This is a genomic window from Streptomyces sp. NPDC088254 (assembly GCF_044740925.1).
Taxonomy (GTDB): Bacteria; Actinomycetota; Actinomycetes; order Streptomycetales; family Streptomycetaceae; genus Streptomyces.
Window position 1 is genome coordinate 376,306 of sequence record NZ_JBIURQ010000009.1, and the last position, 19,063, is coordinate 395,368.

Below are 19,063 nucleotides of genomic sequence, written 5' to 3' on the forward strand. Positions count from 1 at the left end.
CCCCACCCCCCGGCCCGGCCCCGTCTAGGGCCCCGACCGCTCCGCCTTTTCCTTCTCCGCCTGTTCCTTCTCCGCGCGGGCCAGGGCCGCCTTCGCGGCCTTGCCCGCCTCCTTCTCGGCCTTCGCCGCCTCCGCGATCTGCCGCTTGGCGGCCGTCGCGTAGATGTCGACGTACTCCTGTCCGGAGAGCTTCATGATCTCGTACATGACCTCGTCCGTCACCGCGCGCAGCACGAAGCGGTCGTGGTCCATGCCGTGGTAGCGGCTGAAGTCCAGCGGCTCGCCGATGCGGATGCCGGGCCGCATCACCTTCGGCATCACCTTGCCGGGCGGCTGGATCTTCTCCGTGTCGATCATGGCCACCGGGATGACGGGCGCGCCGGTGGCGAGCGCCACGCGCGCGAGGCCGCCGGGCTTGCCCCGGTAGAGGCGGCCGTCGGGCGACCGGGTGCCCTCCGGGTAGATCCCGAACAGCTCACCGCGCTCCAGGACCCCTATCCCGCTCTTGATCGCCGCCTCGCCCGCGCCCCTCGCGCCCGAGCGGTCCACGGGGAGCTGGCCGACGCCCTTGAAGAAGGCCGCCGTCAGCCGGCCCTTCAGCCCGGGCGTCGTGAAGTACTCGGCCTTGGCGATGAAGGTGACCTTGCGGTCCAGGACGGCGGGCAGGAAGAACGAGTCCGAGAAGGAGAGGTGGTTGCTCGCCAGGATCGCGGGGCCCTCGGCGGGAACGTTCTCCAGGCCCTCCACCCAGGGCCTGAAGACCACCTTCAGCGGCCCCCCGACGGAAACCTTCATCGCGCCGTACAACAACCGAGTGCCTCCTGTGTGTGTAGATCAGACCTTAACCCGGAGCGGCCGAGAAGGATCCGACGGCCCTGGTCGGTGTCAGTGCGGTCGCGTACGGTGAACCTCACACGAAGACAGAAGACAGGAGACCGAAGGTGCCGGTCCTTCCTGGAGCCGAGCCGTACCGCCATGCCGGCGGGGAGGTCGGGGTCCTCCTCTGCCACGGCTTCACCGGTTCCCCGCAGTCGCTGCGCCCCTGGGCGCGGCAGCTCGCCGGGCACGGTCTGACCGTCTCGCTGCCGCTGCTGCCGGGACACGGGACGCGCTGGGAGGACATGGTCCTCACCGGCTGGCCCGACTGGTACGCGACGGTGGACCGCGAGCTGCACATCCTGCGCGAGAGCTGCACGCGCGTGTTCGTGGCCGGACTGTCCATGGGCGGCGCGCTGGCGCTGCGGCTCGCGGCCAAGCACGGCGAGGGCGTGGAGGGCGTGATCGTCGTCAACCCGGCGAACCGGGTGCACGGTCTGTCCGCGTACGCCCTGCCGGTGGCCCGGCACCTGGTGCGGACGACGAAGGGGATCGTGAGCGACATCGCGAAAGAGGGCGTCGAGGAGACCGGTTACCACCGGGTGCCGCTGCACGCCGCGCACTCCCTGCGGACCTTCCTGCGGCGGCTCGACGGCGAACTGCCGCAGGTCACGCAGCCGCTGCTGCTCCTGCGCAGCGCGCGCGACCATGTGGTGCCGGCCGCCGACGCGGTCCGGATCCTGGGCCGGGTGTCGTCGAGGGACGTGACGGAGGTCCTGTTGGAACAGAGTTGTCACGTGGCGACGTTGGACCACGACGCGGACCGGATCTTCGAGGAGAGTCTCGCGTTCATCGGCCGGCTCGCACCCAGTGTCGGCAAGGAAGGGACGACGGCAGGTGGCTGAGCACGACTCCGACCGCGGGGAGCAGGACGTGCCCTTCGACGAGGAGGCCGCGTGGGCGGCGATCGTCGCGGGCTACGGCGAGGAGCCGGCGGACCCGCCGGGCGCGAAGCCGTTCAAGCCGATCGAGGATCTGGCGCTGCTGGAGGCGGAGCCCAACGACGACGGGTCGGGTGCGGGTGCCGGTACGGGCCCCAAGGCGGGGCCGGTCTCCGTCGCCGACCCCGGCGCGCCCGTCACCGACCCGGGCGCGCCCCCGGAAGCGGGCGCGGGCCCGCAGAAGGGCGCGGACCCCGGTCCCGCCGCCGGCTCCGGTGACGGCGCCGGCGGCGGGCCGGCCAAGCCGCTGGGCAGCTCCATCTCCTTCGCGCCCGGCGTCGGCCCGCGCGACTACTCGCTGTCCGAGCCCTCCGACGCGGACTTCGACGAGGACGACGAGGGCCACTTCGTGCCGCCCGAACCGCCGCCCCTGCCGACCGCGGACACCACGGCCAGGTTCGCCTGGCTCGGCGTGCTCGGCGGCCCGGTGCTGCTCCTGGTGGCGGTGCTGCTGGGCTGGGAGATGACGTGGTGGCTGACGACGGTCTGCGTCGGCGGCTTCCTGGGCGGCTTCGCGACGCTGGTCATGCGGATGAACCCGGGCGACGACGAGGACGACGGCGACCCCGGGCGGGGCGCGGTCGTCTGACCGGCGCGGCCGCGAAACCGGGGCGGCCGTCAGGTCCTGAAAGGCCCTGGCGTCATGCGGCGGGCACGCGGAGCGCCGCCAGGACCGGGAGGTGGTCCGTGGCGGCCCGCAGGTCGGCCTCGCTGATCCCGGGCAGTCCGACGGGCACCCCGCAGCCGAGCACCTCGATCCCCTTCGTCGCGAAGACGGCGTCGATACGGCGGTCGGGGGCGGCCGCGGGGAAGGTGAGCTCGGCGCCCCAGGGGGCGGTGGCCCGGCAGTCGAGCAGGGTGCCGGCCAGACGCCGGAACGTGGGACCGCCGGGCCGCTCGTTGAGGTCGCCGCCTGCGACGGCGTGCTCCACGCCCATCCCGGCGAGCCGGTCGAGGAGCATCCCGCCCTGCTCGTACCGCTCGTCCTCGTGCAGGCTCAGGTGGCAGCCGATGACGCCGAGCCGGGCGCCCGCGAAGCGGACCACGGCGGTGGCGAAGCCCCGGCGGTGACGGCCGGGGGTGCGGGGCAGCAGCACGTCCTCGGTGTGCTCGACGGTGGCCCGCAGCGAGCAGAGCACGGCGGGGCCCGCGGCCGTGCCGCCGCCGGTGAGGATCACCAGATCGGTGGCCGAGGCGAGGCGGGCCAGCTGCTTGCGCCAGCGGAAGAAGATCGGGGCTTCCTGTACGAGGACCAGGTCGGGGGCGCAGGCGGTGATGACGCGGGCGAGGGCGTCGGTGTCGTCCCGCATCGAGCGGATGTTGTAGGAGAGGACGCGGATGATGGGCGAACCGTCGGGCTCCGTGCACGAGTTGGGGAGCTGCGTCATACAGGACAATCTACGCCCGACGAGCGAGGGCGCGAGGCGTGCGCGTCCGCACGCCCCGCGCCCCTTCCCGCGGCGGGGTCCGCTACATGACCGGGTCGGGTTCGCGGGCCAGGTCCGCTGCGCCGACCAGGCCCGCCTCGTTGCCGAGCCGGGCCGCGATCACTTCGGCGACGGGGCGCCAGTTGCCGCCGACCAGCCAGCGCCGGTACGACTTGCGGATCGGGTCCAGGACGAGGTCGCCCTCGTCGGAGAGGCCGCCGCCGACGATGAACGCGGACGGGTCGAAGAGGGAGGCGAGGTCGGCGAGACCGGCGCCGGCCCAGCGGGCCAGCTCGCGGTAGGAGTCGACGGCGACCAGGTCGCCCTGGCGGGCGGCCATGGAGATGTGCTTGCCCTCGATGCCGTCGGGCGTCCCGTCGCCGAGGCCGAGCAGGACCTCGGCACGCTCGGGGGTGGCGTTGGCGCGCTGCTTGGCGTACCGCACGAGGGCGCGGCCGGAGGCGTACTGCTCCCAGCAGCCCTGTGAGCCGCAGCCGCACATGAGGCCGTCGGGCACCATGCGGATGTGGCCGAACTCGGCGGCCACGCCGAAGTGGCCGCGGCGCAGCTTGTTGCCGATGATGATGCCGCCGCCGAGGCCGGTGCCGAGCGTGATGCAGATGACGTTGCGGTGGCCCTTGCCCGCGCCGAACTTGTACTCGCCCCAGGCGGCCGCGTTGGCGTCGTTCTCGACGACGACCGGGAGACCGACGCGTGCTTCGACCTTGTCCTTCAGCGGTTCGTTGCGCCAGTCGATGTTGGGGGCGAAGTAGACGGTGGAGCGCTGCCGGTTGACGTAGCCGGCCGCTCCGATGCCCACGCCGACGATCTCGTGACCGGCGCGCGCGCCCTCCACCGCCGACGCGATGGCGTCCACGATGGCCTCCGGCGTGGAGGGGGTCGGCACCTTGAAGGTCGAGAGGATGTTGCCTTCCTCGTCGACCACGCCGGCCGCGATCTTCGTGCCGCCGATGTCGACGCCGATGGTGAGTCCCATGAATCCCTCAGTTTCGGTCGAGCCCCGCTACGGCCCACCGTACCCGAGTGGGGTCAGTCCAAGTCGATGCGCTGGGTCGGGCCGGGGTCGTCACCGCCGTCGCCGCGGGGGGTGCCGGGGCCGTCATAGGGGCGGCTCGGATCGCTCGTCCGGGCCGTCCAGCGCTGCTCCTGGTGCTGGACGGCGGAGCGGTAGGCGGCGAGCAGTTCACCGCCGGCCGCGGCGAGGTGGTCGAAGACGTCCGGGTTGCGCTCGATGACGGGTTCGACCGCGGCCTTGGCCTGCTGGACGACCTGGCGCACGACCTGCTGGGCGGCGGGTCCGGCGACCGCGCCGAGCAGCGGGGACTGGAGCCCGGAGAGCCGGTCGGCGACCGATTCGACGAGCTTGCGCAGCTCCTCGGCGGCCGAGCCGGGCGGCGGGCCGTGCTGGGCCCGGCGGCGGGCCCGTTCCTCGGCGAGGTCCTCGGCGCAGGCGGTGGCCCAGGCGTCGGCGTCGGTGGCGCGCGTCCGTCCCGAGCCCTCGTCGCCGGCGTCGCCTGTGGGGCGCTCTTCGCTCATGACGGCTCCTGACTACGGTTCGTCCCTACGACGTTACCCGAACGGCGGTATGCCGCTCACCGTGCCGACGGCCACAGCCCGGGGTCCGGCGCGAACCGGACGCGCAGTTCGCCGTCGCGCAGGGCGGCCCCGTCGACGGTGCAGCGGCGCAGCGCGGACGGCAGCGGCACGATCCGGCGGAACGGGCCGACGGTGACGACGAGTTCGTCGCCGCGCCGGACGAGGTCGAGATCGTCGCGTATGGCGCCGGGCAGGGGGATGTGCCAGACGAGGACGCCGTCCTGTGCGACCCGGTCGGCGACGGGCCACTGGACCGGGGGGACGCCCGCGTTGACGTCGGGGACGGCGAGCGCGGTGAGGTCGTCCTCGCCGCGCGGGTCGTGGCCGAGGTGGGCGACGGGGCGGGCCTCACCCCAGTCCACGAGGGTCTTGCGCTGCTGGGAGACGAGCCGGGCGAGGGGGCCGCCGCCGTCCGCCGCCTCCTCGGGCAGGACGCGGTTGGCGACGAGGGACTCGACGGGCAGTGCGCGCAGGGCGAGGCCGAGGCGGGCGTCGCGCACGGCGTCCTCGCCGGCCGGTCCGGGCTCGGCGACCAGGCGCACGGAGGTGCCGCGGTCGGCGAGGACGGCCTGGACGGCGGCCAGTTCCAGGTCCCAGCGGGCGGTCGTCTCGTACAGCCACTCGGCGGGCATGGGGACGCCGGCGAGGCGGCCGAGGACGGGGCGCAGGGCGCGGGCTGCCTGGCGTTCCGGGGGGAGCAGGCGGCGGAGGTAGCGGCGCAGTTCCTCCGGGAGGGCGAGGAGCGCGAGGGCCTGCGGGGTGGGCGGGAGGTCGACGACGAGGAGGTCGTGGGTCTCGGCGAGGGCGGCGTCGCGCAGGGCGCGCAGGAGGGTGAGCTCCTCGGCGCCGGGGAGGGGGGTGACCTCCTCGGGGTCGAGGCGGGAGGCGCCGAGCAGGTCGAGGACGGTGGAGGCGCGGTCCTGGAAGGCGGCGAGGTCGTCCCGGAAGCCGGCGGCCGCGTCGGGGCGCCAGGCGGTGAGGTGGGGGTTGATCCGGGTCGGCGCGGCTCCTGTCGGCGCGCCGAGGGCGGCGCCCAGGGTGTCTGCGCGGTCGGCGCTCAGGACCAGGACCTCGGCGCCGCGGCCGGCCGCCTTCAGCGCGGTGGCGGCGGCGACGGTGGTGCGTCCGCTGCCGCCCGGGCCGGTGATCAGGAGGGTGCGCATGAGGCTGAACGGTAACGGACGATCAGCTTCCTCCCGGGCGGCCGGTGAACCGGGCGGGGCCGGCCGGATCGGCCCGGTGGGCCGACGCGGCCGGGGAGGCCCGCTACTTGCCGGACTCGACCCGCTTCTTCAGGCCGGCCAGGGCCCGGTCGATGATGACCTTCTCGGCCTTGCGCTTGATCATCCCCAGCATGGGGATCTTGACGTCCACGGTGAGGACGTACGTCACCTCGGTCGCCCCCGCGCCGGCCGGCTTGAGCAGGTACGAGCCGTCGAGGGAGCGCAGCATCTGGGACTTCACCAGCGTCCACGACACCTCGTGCTCGCCGGTCCAGGTGTACGCGAGGACCTGGTCGTCCTTGATCGCGCCGGCGTCCATGACGAGGCGGACCTGCTCGGCGCGCCCCTGCGCGTCGGAGGCGAGCACCTCGGCCTCCTTCACCTCGCCGGTCCACTCGGGGTAGCGGGCGAAGTCGGCGATCACTCCCATGACCTCGGCCGGCGCCGCCTCGATCGTGATGCTCGAACTGGTGTGCTCCGCCATCGCCCCGGCTCCTCCAGACGCGGTCCGTGTGTGCAGCGTGAAGGCTACCGCGCGTGCGCCGCGCCGTTGTCACCCCACCCTCGTACCGCCCCGTCAGAACTCCAGCGCCCACGGCTTTCCGGCACCGGCGAAGTGCCCCACGTTGACGCACTCGGTGGGCCCGATCCGCATCCGGCGCGCCAGCGGCTGGTGGACGTGGCCGAAGAGGGCGTACCGGGGGCGGGTTCTGCGGATGGCGTCCAGCAGCGCCCGGCTGCCCCGCTCGAAACGGCGCGCGACGGTGTCGTAGACGAGGTCGGGCACCTCCGGGGGGATGTGAGTGCACAGCACGTCGACCTCGCCGACGGCCTCGATCTTCGCCGCATACTCCTCGTCGCCGATCTCGTACGGGGTGCGCATGGGCGTTCTCAGGCCCCCGCCCACGAAGCCGAAGACCCAGCCGCCTATCTCCACCCGCTGCCCGTCCAGCACCGTCGTCCCCTCGCCGGCGAACTCGGGCCACAGCCGGGGGATGTCGACGTTGCCGTAGGTCGCGTACGTCGGGGTGGGGAACGCCGCGAACATCTCGGCGTACTGCTTGCGCACCCCTCGTTCGATCACCGCGGCCCGGTCCTCGCCGACGCCCGCCCACAGCCGCGCCCCGAGCTCCCGCGCCTCCTCGAAGCGGCGGGCGGTGCGCAGTTCGACGAGCCGGTCGGCGTTCTCCACGCCGAAGAGGTCGGGGAAGATCCCGCGGGAGTGGTCGGCGTAGTCCAGGAAGAGCACCAGGTCGCCGAGGCAGATCAGGGCGTCCGCGCCCTCCCCAGCGCGGGCCAGGTCGCGCGCGTTGCCGTGCACGTCGCTGACCACGTGGATGCGTGTCCTGCCGCTGCCGGACGGTGTGGGTGCCATGGCGATCAAGGGTAGAAGGCGCGGCGCACCCGTGAACAGTGGCGGCCGGAATACCGGTTACTGGCCAGTTAGTAAAGCGGTGGACTACTGTGCGCGAGGAAACACCAATCTGTGTGACGCAGCGAACATCTCGCCGGGCCCCCCTGTCAAAGAAGCCATACCGGCGGGTAACGTCCGGGCCGTCCAGCCGTGCTCAGGTTTCGGCCAACGGGTCCCCGCCCGTCGGCGGACCTGGGCACTGCCCGAGCCTTGGACCGCACCGTCGCATCGCACAACGTCGTGGCGCCGGCGCCCTATGAGGAGCAGCAGTCTTGCGCGAGTTCAGCCTTCCGGCTTTGTACGAGGTCCCCGCGGACGGCAATCTGACCGACATCGTCCGCAGAAACGCCGCGCAGCACCCTGACGTCGCCGTCATCGCCCGCAAGGCGGGCGGCGTCTGGCAGGACGTGTCGGCCACGGCCTTCCTGGCCGAGGTGCACGCCGCGGCGAAGGGCCTCATCGCCGCCGGCGTCCAGCCGGGCGACCGGGTCGGCCTGATGTCGCGCACCCGCTACGAGTGGACGCTGCTCGACTTCGCCATCTGGTGCGCGGGCGCGGTCACTGTGCCGGTGTACGAGACCAGCTCGCCGGAGCAGGTGGGCTGGATCCTCTCCGACTCGGGCGCCACCGCGGTCGTGGTGGAGCTGGACGCGCACGCCGCCGCCGTGGAGTCGGTGCGGGACACGCTGCCCGCCCTCAAGCACGTCTGGCAGATCGAGAAGGGGGGCGTGGAGGAGCTCGGGCAGCTCGGGAGGGACGTCCCCGACGCGGCGGTCGAGGAGCGCAGCTCGCTCGCCAAGGCCGACGATCCGGCCACCATCGTCTACACCTCGGGCACGACCGGGCGCCCCAAGGGCTGTGTCCTGAGCCACCGCAGCTTCTTCGCCGAGTGCGGCAACATCGTGGAGCGGCTGCGGCCGCTGTTCCGCACCGGCGAGTGCAGCGTGCTGCTCTTCCTCCCCCTCGCGCACGTCTTCGGCCGGCTGGTGCAGATCGCCCCGATGATGGCGCCGATCAAACTGGGCACCGTCCCGGACATCAAGAACCTCACCGACGAACTGGCCTCCTTCCGGCCGACGTTGATCCTGGGCGTGCCGCGCGTCTTCGAGAAGGTCTACAACTCGGCGCGGGCGAAGGCGCAGGCGGACGGCAAGGGCGCGATCTTCGACAAGGCGGCGGACACCGCGATCGCGTACAGCCGGGCGATGGACCTGCCCTCGGGTCCGTCGATCGGCCTGCGGATCAAGCACAAGGTCTTCGACCGGCTGGTCTACAGCAAGCTGCGCGCGGTGCTGGGCGGCCGCGGCGAGTACGCGATCTCCGGTGGCGCGCCGCTGGGCGAGCGTCTCGGCCACTTCTTCCGCGGCATCGGCTTCACCGTCCTGGAGGGCTACGGCCTGACGGAGTCGTGTGCGGCGACCGCGTTCAACCCCTGGGACCGGCAGAAGATCGGCACGGTCGGGCAGCCGCTGCCGGGCTCGGTGGTGCGCATCGCCGACGACGGCGAGGTGCTGCTGCACGGCGAGCACCTGTTCAAGGAGTACTGGAACAACCCCGGGGCGACGGCGGAGGCGCTGGCCGACGGCTGGTTCCACACCGGTGACATCGGCACCCTGGACGAGGACGGCTACCTCAGCATCACCGGTCGCAAGAAGGAGATCATCGTCACCGCGGGCGGCAAGAACGTCGCCCCGGCCGTGATCGAGGACCGCATCCGGGCGCACGCGCTGGTCGCGGAGTGCATGGTGGTGGGCGACGGGCGGCCGTTCGTGGGCGCGCTGGTCACCCTCGACCAGGAGTTCCTGGACCGCTGGGCCGCCGACCACGGCAAGCCGGCCGGGTCCACCGCGGCGTCGCTGTGCGAGGACGCGGACCTGCTGGCCGCGGTCCAGACGGCGATCGACGACGGCAACGCCGCGGTGTCGAAGGCGGAATCGGTGCGGAAGTTCCGCATTCTCCCCTCCCAGTTCACGGAGGACTCGGGCCACCTCACCCCGTCGCTGAAGCTCAAGCGCAACGTCGTGGCGAAGGACTACGCGGCGGAGATCGAGGCGATCTACGCCAAGCAGTAGCCCGCCCAGCTCTCCTGACGGAATGTCATCAGACGCTCGGGGGGCGGGTCATGGCGCGGTGTCCTCGGCGAGGACCCGCGCCATCGTGCGTTCGGCGAGCGCGGTGATGGTGACGAACGGGTTCACCCCGATCGACCCGGGCACGAGCGAGCCGTCGGTGACGTAGAGCTTCGAATACCCCTTCACCCGGCCGTAGTCGTCGGTCGCCTTCCCCAGCACGCAGCCGCCCAGGGGGTGGTAGGTGAAGTCGTCGGCGAAGACCTTGCTCGGTGAGCTGAACAGGTCGTAGCGGTAGATGGTGGAGTTCGCCGAGTTGATCCGGTCGAACAGTTTCTTCGCCATGCCGACCGAGACGGCGCTCTGCGCCGCCGACCAGCCCAGTTTCACACCGCCCGAGGCGCTGTCGTACGTGAACGCGGCGCGCTGGGGGTTCTTGGTGATCGCCAGGTAGAGGCTGACCCAGTGCTCCAGGCCCGTGGGCAGCGGGGCGATCTCCGCGAAGACGGGGTTGGCGGTGTTGGCCCAGTCGTCGATGCCCATGACCGGCATGGTCGACTGGTTGGCGCCGACGGTGTCCCACAGGTGGTTGGCCCGCCCCAGCATCACGTTGCCGTTGGTTCCCCAGCCGGCCCCGACGCTCGCGTCGAGCGCGGGCAGCGTGCCCGTCTCCCGTGCGCGCACGAGGAGTTCGCTGGTGCCGACGCTGCCGCCGCCGAGGAAGAGGTAGGTGCAGCCGTACTGCTTGGTCTCCACGACCTTCCCGGTCACGTCGATGCGGTCGGCGGTCAGGACGTACGTCCCGTCGGCGGCGCGGCTGACCGCGCGGACCTTCTCCAGGGTGTGCACGGTGACGTTGCCGGTGCCGAGCGCGGCGGCTATGTACGTCTTGTCGAGGCTGCGCTTGCCCTGGTTGTTGCCGTAGATGACCTCTCCGCCGAGCGCCGACTTCGTGGCCGTGCCGTCCGCCTCGCGCCGCATGTAGCCGAAGTCGTAGACGTTGGGCACGAAGGCGGTCTTCAGGCCGGCGTTCTGGGCGTGCTTGCGGGAGACCCGGGTGAACCGGTACCAGTCGGTGGACTCGAACCAGGCCGGGTCGACCGCGTTGACGCCGAGCATCGAACGAGCCCGCGGGAAGTAGGTGCTGTACATCTCGTTGACGTCGACCGTCGGGAACTGCTCGGCGAAGTAGGACCGTAGCGGGGTGACCGCCATCCCGCCGTTGACGAGCGAGCCGCCGCCGACACCGCGTCCGACGTACACGGACATGTTCGCGAAGTGCACGCGGTCCAGGACGCCGGGGTAGGCGCTGATGTCCTTGTTGACGACGTCCAGCCAGAGGAAGCTGGCGAGCGGGGCCTCGGTGCGGGTGCGGAACCACATGGAGCGCTGGTCGGGGGCGATGGTGGAGCAGAAGACCTTGCCGTCGGGGCCGGCGGTGTTCCACAGGCGGCCCATCTCCAGGACGAGGGTGCGGATGCCGGCCTGGCCGAGACGGAGGGCGGCCACGGCGGCGCCGTAGCCGGAGCCGACCACGATGGCGGGCGCGGAGTCGACCGCGTCGGGCTCGGCGGAGTGGGCGGAGGTGAGGCCTACACGGGTGAATCCGAGGGTGGCCGCCGTCTGAAGGGCGGCCATTCCAAGGATTTGACGTCTCGTCAGCTGACGTTGAATCAGTTTTGGTGTCATGTGGGCAGCATGGGCGGTTTCTTCGCATACCGCCAGAGGTCGCGCCGGTTCTACAACAGGTCTTTCAGCCGATCCGCCAGCAGGTCCCAGCGCCACTTCTCCTCGACCCAGCGCCGGCCGCGCTCGCCCATCCTGCGGCGCAGCTCCTCGTCGGCGAGGAGGGGGACGATCCGGTCGGCGGCGTCCTCGGGGGAGTCGCCGCGGACGACCCAGCCGGTCTCCCCGTCGAGGACGGCGTCGGGCGCGCCGCCGGAGTCGCCGGCGACCACGGGCAGCCCGGTCGCGGACGCCTCCAGGTAGACGATGCCGAGGCCCTCCACGTCGAGTCCGCCGCGGCGGGTGCGGCACGGCATGGCGAAGACGTCGCCGGCGCCGTAGTGGGCGGGCAGCTCCGACCAGGGCACCGAACCGGTGAAGCGCACCGAGCCGGCGACGCCCCGCTCGTGCGCCAGCCGGCGCAGGTCCTTCTCGTACGGTCCGCCGCCGACGATCAGCAGCACCGTCTCGGGCTCGGCGGCCAGGATCCGGGGCAGCGCCCGGATCAGCGTGTCCTGTCCCTTGCGCGGGACGAGACGGGAGACGCAGACGACGACCGGCCGTTCGGAGAGGCCGAGACGCGCCCGCACCTCGTCGCCGCCGGAGCCGGGGTGGAAGGTCTTCTCGTCGACGCCCGGCGGCAGCTGCACCATGCGTGCGGCGGCGCCGGCGCTCAGCGCGGTCGCGATCCGCGAGCGCGTGTACTCCCCCAGATAGGTGATCGTGTCGGTGGTGTCCCCGATCCGCCCGAGCAGCTGCCGCGCGGCCGGCAGCTGGGCCCAGCCGGCCTCGTGGCCGTGCGTGGTGGCGACCAGCCGGCGCGCCCCGGCCCGGCGCAGCGCGGGCGCCATCAGCCCGAGCGGCGCGGCCGCCCCGAACCACACCGAGGTGCACCCGTGCTCCCGCAGCAGCCCGACGGCCCGCCGGGTCGCGGCGGGCGTGGGCAGCAGCATCGTCGTCGCGTCGCGGACGACGGTGAAGGGCTGCTCGGCGTCGAAGGCGGCCGTCGCCTCGACGCCCTCCCGGCCCCGCTTCCAGGTGGACGCGTAGACGACGATCCGCTCGGGGTCGAGACGGAGCGCCATGTTGTGCAGGAACGCCTGGATCCCCCCCGGCCGGGGTGGAAAGTCGTTCGTCACGATCAGGGTCTTGTCCATCGCCGCCGACCCTATCCAACCGCCGGCCGGTTCAGCCGAGCTGCTCCTCCGCGTAGGTTCGCCAGGTCGCGGTGAAGGCCTCGGGGGTGGTGCTCAGGGTGGACTTCATTGCGTGTTCCAGTGCGTCCGTGCGCCGGGGGTGGGCTCCGACGGCGCGGTAGAAGGCGTCGAGGCGGGCCTCGCCCCAGTGGGCGGCGATCAGGCGGCAGGCCAGCCAGCCGGACTCGTAGGCGCGGGCCAGCCGGGTCGCGTCCCCGGCGAAGGCGAAGTCCTCGTCGGCGGGCAGGGCCGTCGGGGTGCGGCCGTCGGTGACCGCCTTCTGCAGTTCGGGGGCCACCTGGGACGGGGTGCGGCCGGTGCCGCGGTAGCCGACCCAGTCCGCGTACCCCTCGGACAGCCACAGCGGGGTCGACGGGCCGGTGTGGGCCCGGGTGGCGACGTGCGCGGTCTCGTGGGTGAGCACGACCTGCCGGCCCACGGGCCCGAGGAGGCCGTAGGCGTCGGGGTTGACGATGATCCGGTCCGCGGGGGCCCGGGGCGCGCCGCCGGTCTCGCCCGTGGTGACGGCGGCGATTCCCCGGTAGGAGGCGGCCGGCGAGCCGAGCAGCGCCGCCATGCCGTCCAGCGACCCCGGCACGAGGACGACGACGTGCCGCGCCCAGTCCTCGCCCCAGGCCGCCGAGACCGCCGGGACCGCGCGGTCGGCCAGGTCGGCGAAGGCCCGCAGCTGCCCGGCGGTGCGGCCGACGCCGAGGACCAGGCTGTGCGCGCCCCGGGCGACGGTCACGGTGCCCTGATCCCACAACTGTGCGCCGGCCTTCGGCGCGGGCCGCTCCGAGGCCACCGCCCAGGTCCCGGCCGCGGCGCGGGCCAGGCGCAGGGTGCGTGCGGCGGTCACCGGGGCCCGGTCGTAGCCGTCGACGCGGTAGCTGAGCTCGGCCTCGGCGATGAGGGAGTCACCGTCACGGCGGGTCGAGGTGACCCGGTAGGACCAGGCGGCCAGCGGCACGGACCGCAGGCGGGCGTACCCGGTGCGCTCGCCGGTGGCGGCGTAGGCGTCGGCGTCGTGGGCCAGGACGGCCGCCGCGCGGCGGTCGAGCAGGCGCTGCGCGGTGTCCTGCGCGGTGTCCGCGGGCGGGTGCGCCCCGCCGCAGCCCACGAGGAGGGCGAGCAGCAGGACGGTGACGGTTCGCACCCCGCGGATTCGCCTCTGCCCGGCCATCCCCCGATCGTACGGGTGCCGGATCCGGCACCCGGCCGCACGAAGCTTCAGGGTCGCGTGACCGAGGACACCGGCATCATCCCGACCGGGTCGTAGCGGACCGGGGCACCCGGGTACGGGGCGTGGATGACCTGGCCGTCGCCGACGTACATGCCGACGTGGCTGGCGTCGGAGCGGTACGTGACGATGTCACCGGGGCGGGCCTGGGAGAGGGGGACGCGGTGGCCGGCGTGCGCCTGGGCCTGCGAGGTGCGCGGGAGGGAGAGGCCGGCCTGTGCGTAGGACCACTGCACGAGGCCCGAACAGTCGAAGCCGGTGGGGCCGTTGGCACCCCAGACGTACGGCTTGCCGAGCGCGGAACGCGCGGCGGCCAGCGCGGCGGCCGCGCGGCCCGAGGCCGCCGCGCCGCCGGGGCCGGACAGGTGGCCGCGGCCGGACCGGGAGGCCCTGTCGTACGCGGCGCGCTCCGCGGACGGCAGGGAGTTCAGCAACTGCCGTGCCCTGGCGAGCTTCTGCTCGACGCTCCGCTTGTGCGCGGCGACCGCCCTGCGGCTCTTGTCCAGTGCACCGAGCCTGCGCACGGCCTCGGCGCGTTCCTGGGCGAGTTCGCGCAACGCGCCCTGGAGATCCTTGAGTTCGCTCGCCTGGTGGAGGGTGATCCGGTCGAGGGCCAAGGCCCGGTCGAGGTAGTCGGCCGGGTCGTCGGAGAACAGCAGCGCCAGGGCCGGGTCGAGGCCTCCGGAGCGGTACTGGGCACCGGCGAACGCGCCGAGCCGCTCGCGCAGATCGTTGACGCGTGCCTGCTGGCGGGCGACCCGGTCCTGGGACTCGCCGACCTGGCGGCGCAGCGTCCCGGTGCGCTCCGCCGCCTCGTTGAAGGCCTCGGTGGCCTTCTCCGCCTGCGTGTAGAGGCGGTCGACCTCGGCGCGGGTGTCGTCGAGCGGTGCGGCGGGGGCCGGTACGGCGGCGAGGGCGCCGAAGGCTGCGGTCGCGACGGACAGGACGCCGAGGGCGCCCCGGTCGAACCCGGACGGTGCAAGGCGGCGATGGGACCCCACGGGAAGCCGCGCTCCTTCCACTGGCGGACGAGGAACGGGCCAGACAGTAGCCCCGCCACCGGGGGCCCACCAAAGACCTTCGCGGGCACACAACGTGACACCCCGCCTATGACGCAGGTCATGGGCGGGGTGCGGGGTCAGTTCACGTCGTGGCGATTCGCCCGTTCGGGCGGCACGGTGTCGTGATCTTGATGGCGGCGGCCGGCCGGTCGGCTCAGATCCGGACGCCGAACTGGAACGGCATGTTGCCGATCGACTCGTAGCGCACGACGGTGCCGGTGCGCGGGGCGTGCAGCACCTGGCCGTTGCCCGCGTAGAAGCCGACGTGATGCTGGTCGCCGTAGAAGATGACCAGGTCGCCGACCTTGAGGTCGGACTGGGAGTAGATCCGGGTGCCGGCGTTGGCCTGGTCCTGCGAGATGCGCGGGATCTTGACGCCGGCCTGGGCGAAGGCCCAGGAGGTCAGGCCCGAGCAGTCGAAGGAGGACGGGCCGGTGGCGCCGTAGACGTACGGCGAGCCGATCTTGCTCTGCGCGGCCTGGAAGGCGGCCATGGCGCGGCCCGAGGCGGGGGCGGTGTTGCCGAGGTCGACGCGGTCACCGGCGTCACGGCTGGCGCGGGCGTCGGCGGCGGCGAGCGCGGCCTTCTCCTTGGCGGAGAGCGTGTTGAGCAGCTTCTGCGCCTCGGCCAGCTTGGACTGGACTTCCTTCTTCTTCTTGCCCAGTTCGGTCCGCGTGGTGGCGAGGTCCTTGAGCTTCTCGGACGCCTCGGCGCGGTCCTGGGCGAGTTCGCGCTGCTTGTCCTGGATCTTCTTCAGCGCCTCGACCTGCTGGGCGCTGAGCTGGTCGGCCGCGGAGGCCTTGTCCAGGTAGTCGTCCGGGTCGGACGACAGGAAGAGCTGGAGGGAGGAGTCGATGGAGCCGGTGCGGTACTGGGCCGCCGCGGCGAGACCTATGCTGTCGCGGAGCCCGTTGAGCTCGTCCTGACCGCGGGCCACGTTGTCCTGGATGGTGGAGATCTCCTTCTGGAGCTTCTCCTGCTTCTCCTTGGCCCCGTTGAACTTCTCCGTGGCCTGCTCGGCCTGCTCGTAGAGCGCGTCGACCTTGGCCTTGACCTCGTCCTTGGTCGGCTTCTCACTGGGCGCGGCGTTGGCCGCCTGCGAGCTCAGGGCCACAGCGGCAGCGGCGGCGGTGGTCAGCACGGTGACGCGTGCGCGGCTCGGCTGCTTGGGTCGACGGTGGGACGCCACGGAGGACGACTCCTTCTTGTGAGTGATCACTCGTGTGGAGGTTCGAAGGCAGACCCTAGTGACCTCCCCGTGATCACTTCAAATCCTGAGCCAAAAAATCTCGGTTACGCACCGCATTTTTTGACCTCAATCCACGTGCGGTGATGCCTGGTTGACGCTACGTTGCGTGATGATTGCGCCAATTCGGGCATTAAACCTTTACATTGACTTTCAGGTCAGTCGCTTCAGGAGTACCGCAGAAGCGACAGGCCGCGCCCCCGCCTTGGCGACCCCGTCGGCCACCTCGCGGTCGGTCGAGGCGACGATGACCGGCCGGCCCGGCGGCTCGGCGCGCACCAGTTGGCGGATGAGCTCGTCGGCTGTGACGCCCGGCTTGGAGAACAGCACCCGCACCCCCCGCGGCGGCGCCAGCAGCACCGGCGCGGCCAGTTCGGCCCCGTCGAAGACACAGGTGACCTCGGCGCCGGTCTGCGCGGCGAGTTGCGAGAGCTGGCCGAGCAGGCGCAGCCGCTGCTTCTCCAACGGCATCTGCGGATAACCGGTCTTGGTGACGTTGTAGCCGTCGACCACGAGATGGGCCTGCGGCAGCGCGAGCAACTGGTCGAGGATGGCCGGGTCGTTCTCCGACAGGGCGCGCGCGGCGATGTCCTTCGGGGTCATCCGCCCCGGTTCGACCGCGTCCACGGTCTGCGCCGGACGGACCGACACCGGCGGCAACGCCAGTTCCCTGCGCAGCCCTTGGGCCGCGTCCAGCACGGTGTCCAGCAGCAGCCGCACCCGCATGTCCTCGACGCTGCGGCCCTCGCGCGCCGCCCGCCGCGCGGCCTCCAGGGCGGCCTCCGCCTCCCCGAGCCGGGCCTTCAGCCGCCGTGACTCGCTCTCCGCGGCGGACACCTGCGCCTGCCCCTCGGCCCGCTGGGCCTCGGCCTGTTCCTGCGCCTTGCGCAGCGCCGCCTCACCCCGCTTGACGTCGCTGAGGGCCGAACGCAGCTTGCGCTGAAGCGATTCCGCTTCCTTCTTCACCGCGTCCAGCTCGACGCGCAGCCGCTCGGTCTCGGCCCGGGTGTGCTCACGGGCCTGCGCGAGTTCCTCCCGCAGCCGCTCCAGCTCCGCCCGGCTCTCCTCGTCGGCCCGTTCGGCGTCCGCGCGCTGCGCCTCCTCGCCGGCCGCCGTGACCAGCTTCACCCAGTCGACAGGCCGCAGTACGTAGGCCGCGGCCGCCACATCGAGCGGATCCGCGGCCGGGGGCGGCGAGCCGGAGTCGAGGGCGCCGGCGAGTTCCGGCTGCGCCTCTCTGAACTTCTCGGCGATGCGCTGCCGGAACAACGTGTCCGTCTCCAGCGCGGCCGCCATCGCGTTCCCCGCGAACTTGGCCCGGCGGTTCGGGGCGAACCGGGCGTACTGCCGTAGCTGGGCGGGCAGTTCACCGACGGTCAGCCCACCGAAGGCGTCCGAGACGATCTGCACGACCCGGCGGCGCACGCCGTCGGGCAGCGGACGGTCGAGCACCTCAGCGGCGCCGTCGCCCGGCCCCCCGCCTGCGCTCTCCACCATCCGTCACACCCCACTAGCTGTGCGGGCCCTGCTCCCTCAGGAGCCGGCGCCCGGCCTGTCGACGAGTTCCACCTGGTCCACGGCGTTGCACCAACGGCACCGCACCGACTCGATGGTCTCACTGACCACCTCGCGCTCCTCGACGTTCGGCTCACCCGCCAGATCGAGGTGAACGTACTCGACGACCTTCGACGAGCGCGTCACGTCGAACCGGGTGAGATTGCCGCACAGCGTGCAGCGCCACCGCGTCGTGGCGGTCGGCAGGGGAACCGTCATCGTGACTGTCCGCTTCCTTCTAGTGTCGGTCTTCCGCTGGTGGGGCACCCGCCGGAGGCCCGGCGGGAACCCAGTGCGTGTGGCTCGTAACCCTACGGCCTGGCGGGTACTCGCCGCCCATCCGTCCACGGCGGCGAGGCGGTACGGGGGTGTGCGTCCCGTTACGTCATGCTCTGTGTCCATGATCAGCGACTGGAACGGGGCTCTGGACCGGGCGATCCGGCACCCCGCCGCACCGGTGACGTACACAACGATCGCGCTGTGCTGTGTGCTCTTCGCGATCAGCCCCGCCTCCGGCCTCAATCCCGCGTACGGCTCCGGCGAGGAGCTCGCGGCCGCACAGCGCGCCTACTTCCGCCGCTGGGGCGTGATCCCGGCCGACCTGTTCGACGTCTCCCCGCGCGCCCTCCTCACCCCGGCCACGGCCCTGTTCGTCCACGGGACCTGGGTGCACCTGCTGGGCAACATGCTCTTCCTCTACGTCTTCGGGGCGATGACCGAGCACCGGATGGGCCGCGTGCAGTTCTCGCTCTTCTTCCTCGGCTGCGGCTACCTGGCCCTGTCGGGGTACGCCGCCGCCAACGCCGGCTCCGGACAGCCCCTGGTGGGGGCGTCCGGGGCGATCTCGGCGATCCTCGGCGGGTTCCTGTACCTGTTCCCCCGGGCGCGGGTGACCAGTCTCCTGCCGTTCCTGTTCTTCCTGCCGCTGCGGTTCCCCGCATGGGTGGTGCTGCCCTTCTGGGCGGCGCTGCAGTGGCTGGCGGCGGGGCGGGCCGGGCCGGGGTCCGGGGTGGCGTACCTGGCGCACCTGATGGGGTTCGGCCTGGGCTTCGGCTACGCGTGGGCCCGGTTCAACGTGCCCACTAGAGTGAAACCCGCCCCGACTCCGTCCCCCGAGGGAGAGAACCAGCCGTGATCACCGCGATCGTCCTCATCAAGACCAGCGTGGACCGGATTCCCGAGATCGCGGAGTCGATCGCCTCGCTGGAGTCCGTGAGCGAGGTGTTCTCCGTGACCGGGACGTACGACCTGATCGCCATGGTGCGGGTGCGCAGGCACGACGACCTCGCCGAGGTGATCCCGGGGCGGATCAGCAAGATCCCCGGCGTTCTCGGGACGGATACGCATGTAGCTTTCCGCACGTATTCCCAGCATGATCTCGAGGCGGCTTTCGCCATCGGGCTGGACTCTTAGAGCGTTGGCGCAGGCGTCCGCGGGGCGTGGATCGTGCGCGGCTGACGGCCGGCGGTGGCTG

At 72.4% G+C, this 19,063-nt stretch carries 19 protein-coding genes; 5 read left to right on the forward strand and 14 right to left on the reverse strand.

The window, feature by feature from the left end:
• Nucleotides 1–24: 24 nt before the first annotated feature.
• On the reverse strand, nucleotides 25–795 hold the full coding sequence (locus tag ACIOC0_RS26755) for a lysophospholipid acyltransferase family protein (RefSeq protein ID WP_402158122.1): 771 nt from the start codon (nucleotides 793–795) through the stop codon (nucleotides 25–27).
• Nucleotides 796–941: 146 nt separating this feature from the next.
• Between ACIOC0_RS26755 and ACIOC0_RS26760 the strand changes: the two genes are divergently transcribed.
• Both ACIOC0_RS26760 and ACIOC0_RS26765 read left to right on the forward strand, forming a co-directional pair.
• The gene (locus tag ACIOC0_RS26760; protein ID WP_402158124.1) at nucleotides 942–1,721 is read left to right on the forward strand and encodes an alpha/beta hydrolase; all 780 of its coding nucleotides are present in this window, start codon (nucleotides 942–944) and stop codon (nucleotides 1,719–1,721) included.
• Nucleotides 1,714–2,406, forward strand: coding sequence for a hypothetical protein (locus ACIOC0_RS26765; protein ID WP_402158125.1), 693 nt, complete (start codon nucleotides 1,714–1,716; stop codon nucleotides 2,404–2,406). Before ACIOC0_RS26760 ends, ACIOC0_RS26765 begins: the two co-directional genes overlap by 8 nt.
• A 52-nt stretch (nucleotides 2,407–2,458) precedes the next feature.
• Here ACIOC0_RS26765 and ACIOC0_RS26770 read toward each other — a convergent pair whose 3' ends face one another.
• The 6 genes from ACIOC0_RS26770 to ACIOC0_RS26795 form a co-directional block, all read right to left on the reverse strand.
• Nucleotides 2,459–3,205 (reverse strand): endonuclease/exonuclease/phosphatase family protein, encoded by a 747-nt coding sequence (locus ACIOC0_RS26770; RefSeq protein ID WP_402158127.1) that lies wholly within the window; start codon nucleotides 3,203–3,205, stop codon nucleotides 2,459–2,461.
• An 82-nt stretch (nucleotides 3,206–3,287) separates the two neighbouring features.
• Complete coding sequence (locus tag ACIOC0_RS26775) at nucleotides 3,288–4,241, reverse strand: ROK family glucokinase (RefSeq protein ID WP_402158129.1); 954 nt, start codon at nucleotides 4,239–4,241, stop codon at nucleotides 3,288–3,290.
• A gap of 53 nt (nucleotides 4,242–4,294) precedes the next feature.
• Nucleotides 4,295–4,801 (reverse strand): DUF5304 domain-containing protein, encoded by a 507-nt coding sequence (locus ACIOC0_RS26780; protein WP_402158131.1) that lies wholly within the window; start codon nucleotides 4,799–4,801, stop codon nucleotides 4,295–4,297.
• A gap of 56 nt (nucleotides 4,802–4,857) precedes the next feature.
• The gene (locus ACIOC0_RS26785; protein ID WP_402158133.1) at nucleotides 4,858–6,024 is read right to left on the reverse strand and encodes an ArsA family ATPase; all 1,167 of its coding nucleotides are present in this window, start codon (nucleotides 6,022–6,024) and stop codon (nucleotides 4,858–4,860) included.
• A 103-nt stretch (nucleotides 6,025–6,127) separates the two neighbouring features.
• Nucleotides 6,128–6,568, reverse strand: a complete 441-nt coding sequence (locus ACIOC0_RS26790) for an SRPBCC family protein (protein WP_130437173.1) — start codon at nucleotides 6,566–6,568, stop codon at nucleotides 6,128–6,130.
• A 93-nt stretch (nucleotides 6,569–6,661) separates the two neighbouring features.
• Nucleotides 6,662–7,417, reverse strand: a complete 756-nt coding sequence (locus ACIOC0_RS26795) for a metallophosphoesterase (RefSeq protein WP_402158225.1) — start codon at nucleotides 7,415–7,417, stop codon at nucleotides 6,662–6,664.
• 353 nt (nucleotides 7,418–7,770) lie between these two features.
• Here ACIOC0_RS26795 and ACIOC0_RS26800 point away from each other — a divergent pair, with 353 nt between their 5' ends.
• Complete coding sequence (locus tag ACIOC0_RS26800; protein WP_402158135.1) at nucleotides 7,771–9,570, forward strand: AMP-dependent synthetase/ligase; 1,800 nt, start codon at nucleotides 7,771–7,773, stop codon at nucleotides 9,568–9,570.
• 48 nt (nucleotides 9,571–9,618) lie between these two features.
• On the opposite strand, the gene ACIOC0_RS26805 is transcribed toward ACIOC0_RS26800, so the two are convergent.
• From ACIOC0_RS26805 to ACIOC0_RS26835, 7 genes are all read right to left on the reverse strand, one after another.
• Nucleotides 9,619–11,205, reverse strand: a complete 1,587-nt coding sequence (locus ACIOC0_RS26805) for a GMC oxidoreductase (protein ID WP_402158137.1) — start codon at nucleotides 11,203–11,205, stop codon at nucleotides 9,619–9,621.
• Nucleotides 11,206–11,306: 101 nt separating this feature from the next.
• Nucleotides 11,307–12,449, reverse strand: a complete 1,143-nt coding sequence (locus ACIOC0_RS26810) for a glycosyltransferase family 4 protein (protein ID WP_402158139.1) — start codon at nucleotides 12,447–12,449, stop codon at nucleotides 11,307–11,309.
• A gap of 31 nt (nucleotides 12,450–12,480) precedes the next feature.
• On the reverse strand, nucleotides 12,481–13,671 hold the full coding sequence (locus ACIOC0_RS26815; protein WP_402158140.1) for a hypothetical protein: 1,191 nt from the start codon (nucleotides 13,669–13,671) through the stop codon (nucleotides 12,481–12,483).
• A gap of 47 nt (nucleotides 13,672–13,718) precedes the next feature.
• A complete protein-coding gene (locus ACIOC0_RS26820; RefSeq protein ID WP_402158142.1) occupies nucleotides 13,719–14,729 on the reverse strand; it encodes an NlpC/P60 family protein in 1,011 nt (336 codons plus the stop codon).
• Between the two features lie 214 nt (nucleotides 14,730–14,943).
• The gene (locus ACIOC0_RS26825) at nucleotides 14,944–15,978 is read right to left on the reverse strand and encodes an NlpC/P60 family protein (protein ID WP_130437166.1); all 1,035 of its coding nucleotides are present in this window, start codon (nucleotides 15,976–15,978) and stop codon (nucleotides 14,944–14,946) included.
• Between the two features lie 210 nt (nucleotides 15,979–16,188).
• The gene (locus tag ACIOC0_RS26830; RefSeq protein WP_351334350.1) at nucleotides 16,189–17,532 is read right to left on the reverse strand and encodes an NYN domain-containing protein; all 1,344 of its coding nucleotides are present in this window, start codon (nucleotides 17,530–17,532) and stop codon (nucleotides 16,189–16,191) included.
• A 36-nt stretch (nucleotides 17,533–17,568) separates the two neighbouring features.
• Nucleotides 17,569–17,808 (reverse strand): hypothetical protein, encoded by a 240-nt coding sequence (locus ACIOC0_RS26835; protein WP_020939540.1) that lies wholly within the window; start codon nucleotides 17,806–17,808, stop codon nucleotides 17,569–17,571.
• Between the two features lie 181 nt (nucleotides 17,809–17,989).
• On the opposite strand from ACIOC0_RS26835, the gene ACIOC0_RS26840 reads away from it, so the two are divergent.
• Both ACIOC0_RS26840 and ACIOC0_RS26845 read left to right on the forward strand, forming a co-directional pair.
• Nucleotides 17,990–18,724: a rhomboid family intramembrane serine protease gene (locus tag ACIOC0_RS26840; RefSeq protein ID WP_402158143.1), complete on the forward strand. Its 735-nt coding sequence runs from the start codon at nucleotides 17,990–17,992 to the stop codon at nucleotides 18,722–18,724.
• Nucleotides 18,721–19,002, forward strand: coding sequence for an Lrp/AsnC family transcriptional regulator (locus ACIOC0_RS26845; RefSeq protein ID WP_130437162.1), 282 nt, complete (start codon nucleotides 18,721–18,723; stop codon nucleotides 19,000–19,002). The genes ACIOC0_RS26840 and ACIOC0_RS26845 overlap by 4 nt, the downstream gene beginning before the upstream one ends.
• Nucleotides 19,003–19,063 lie beyond the last annotated feature (61 nt).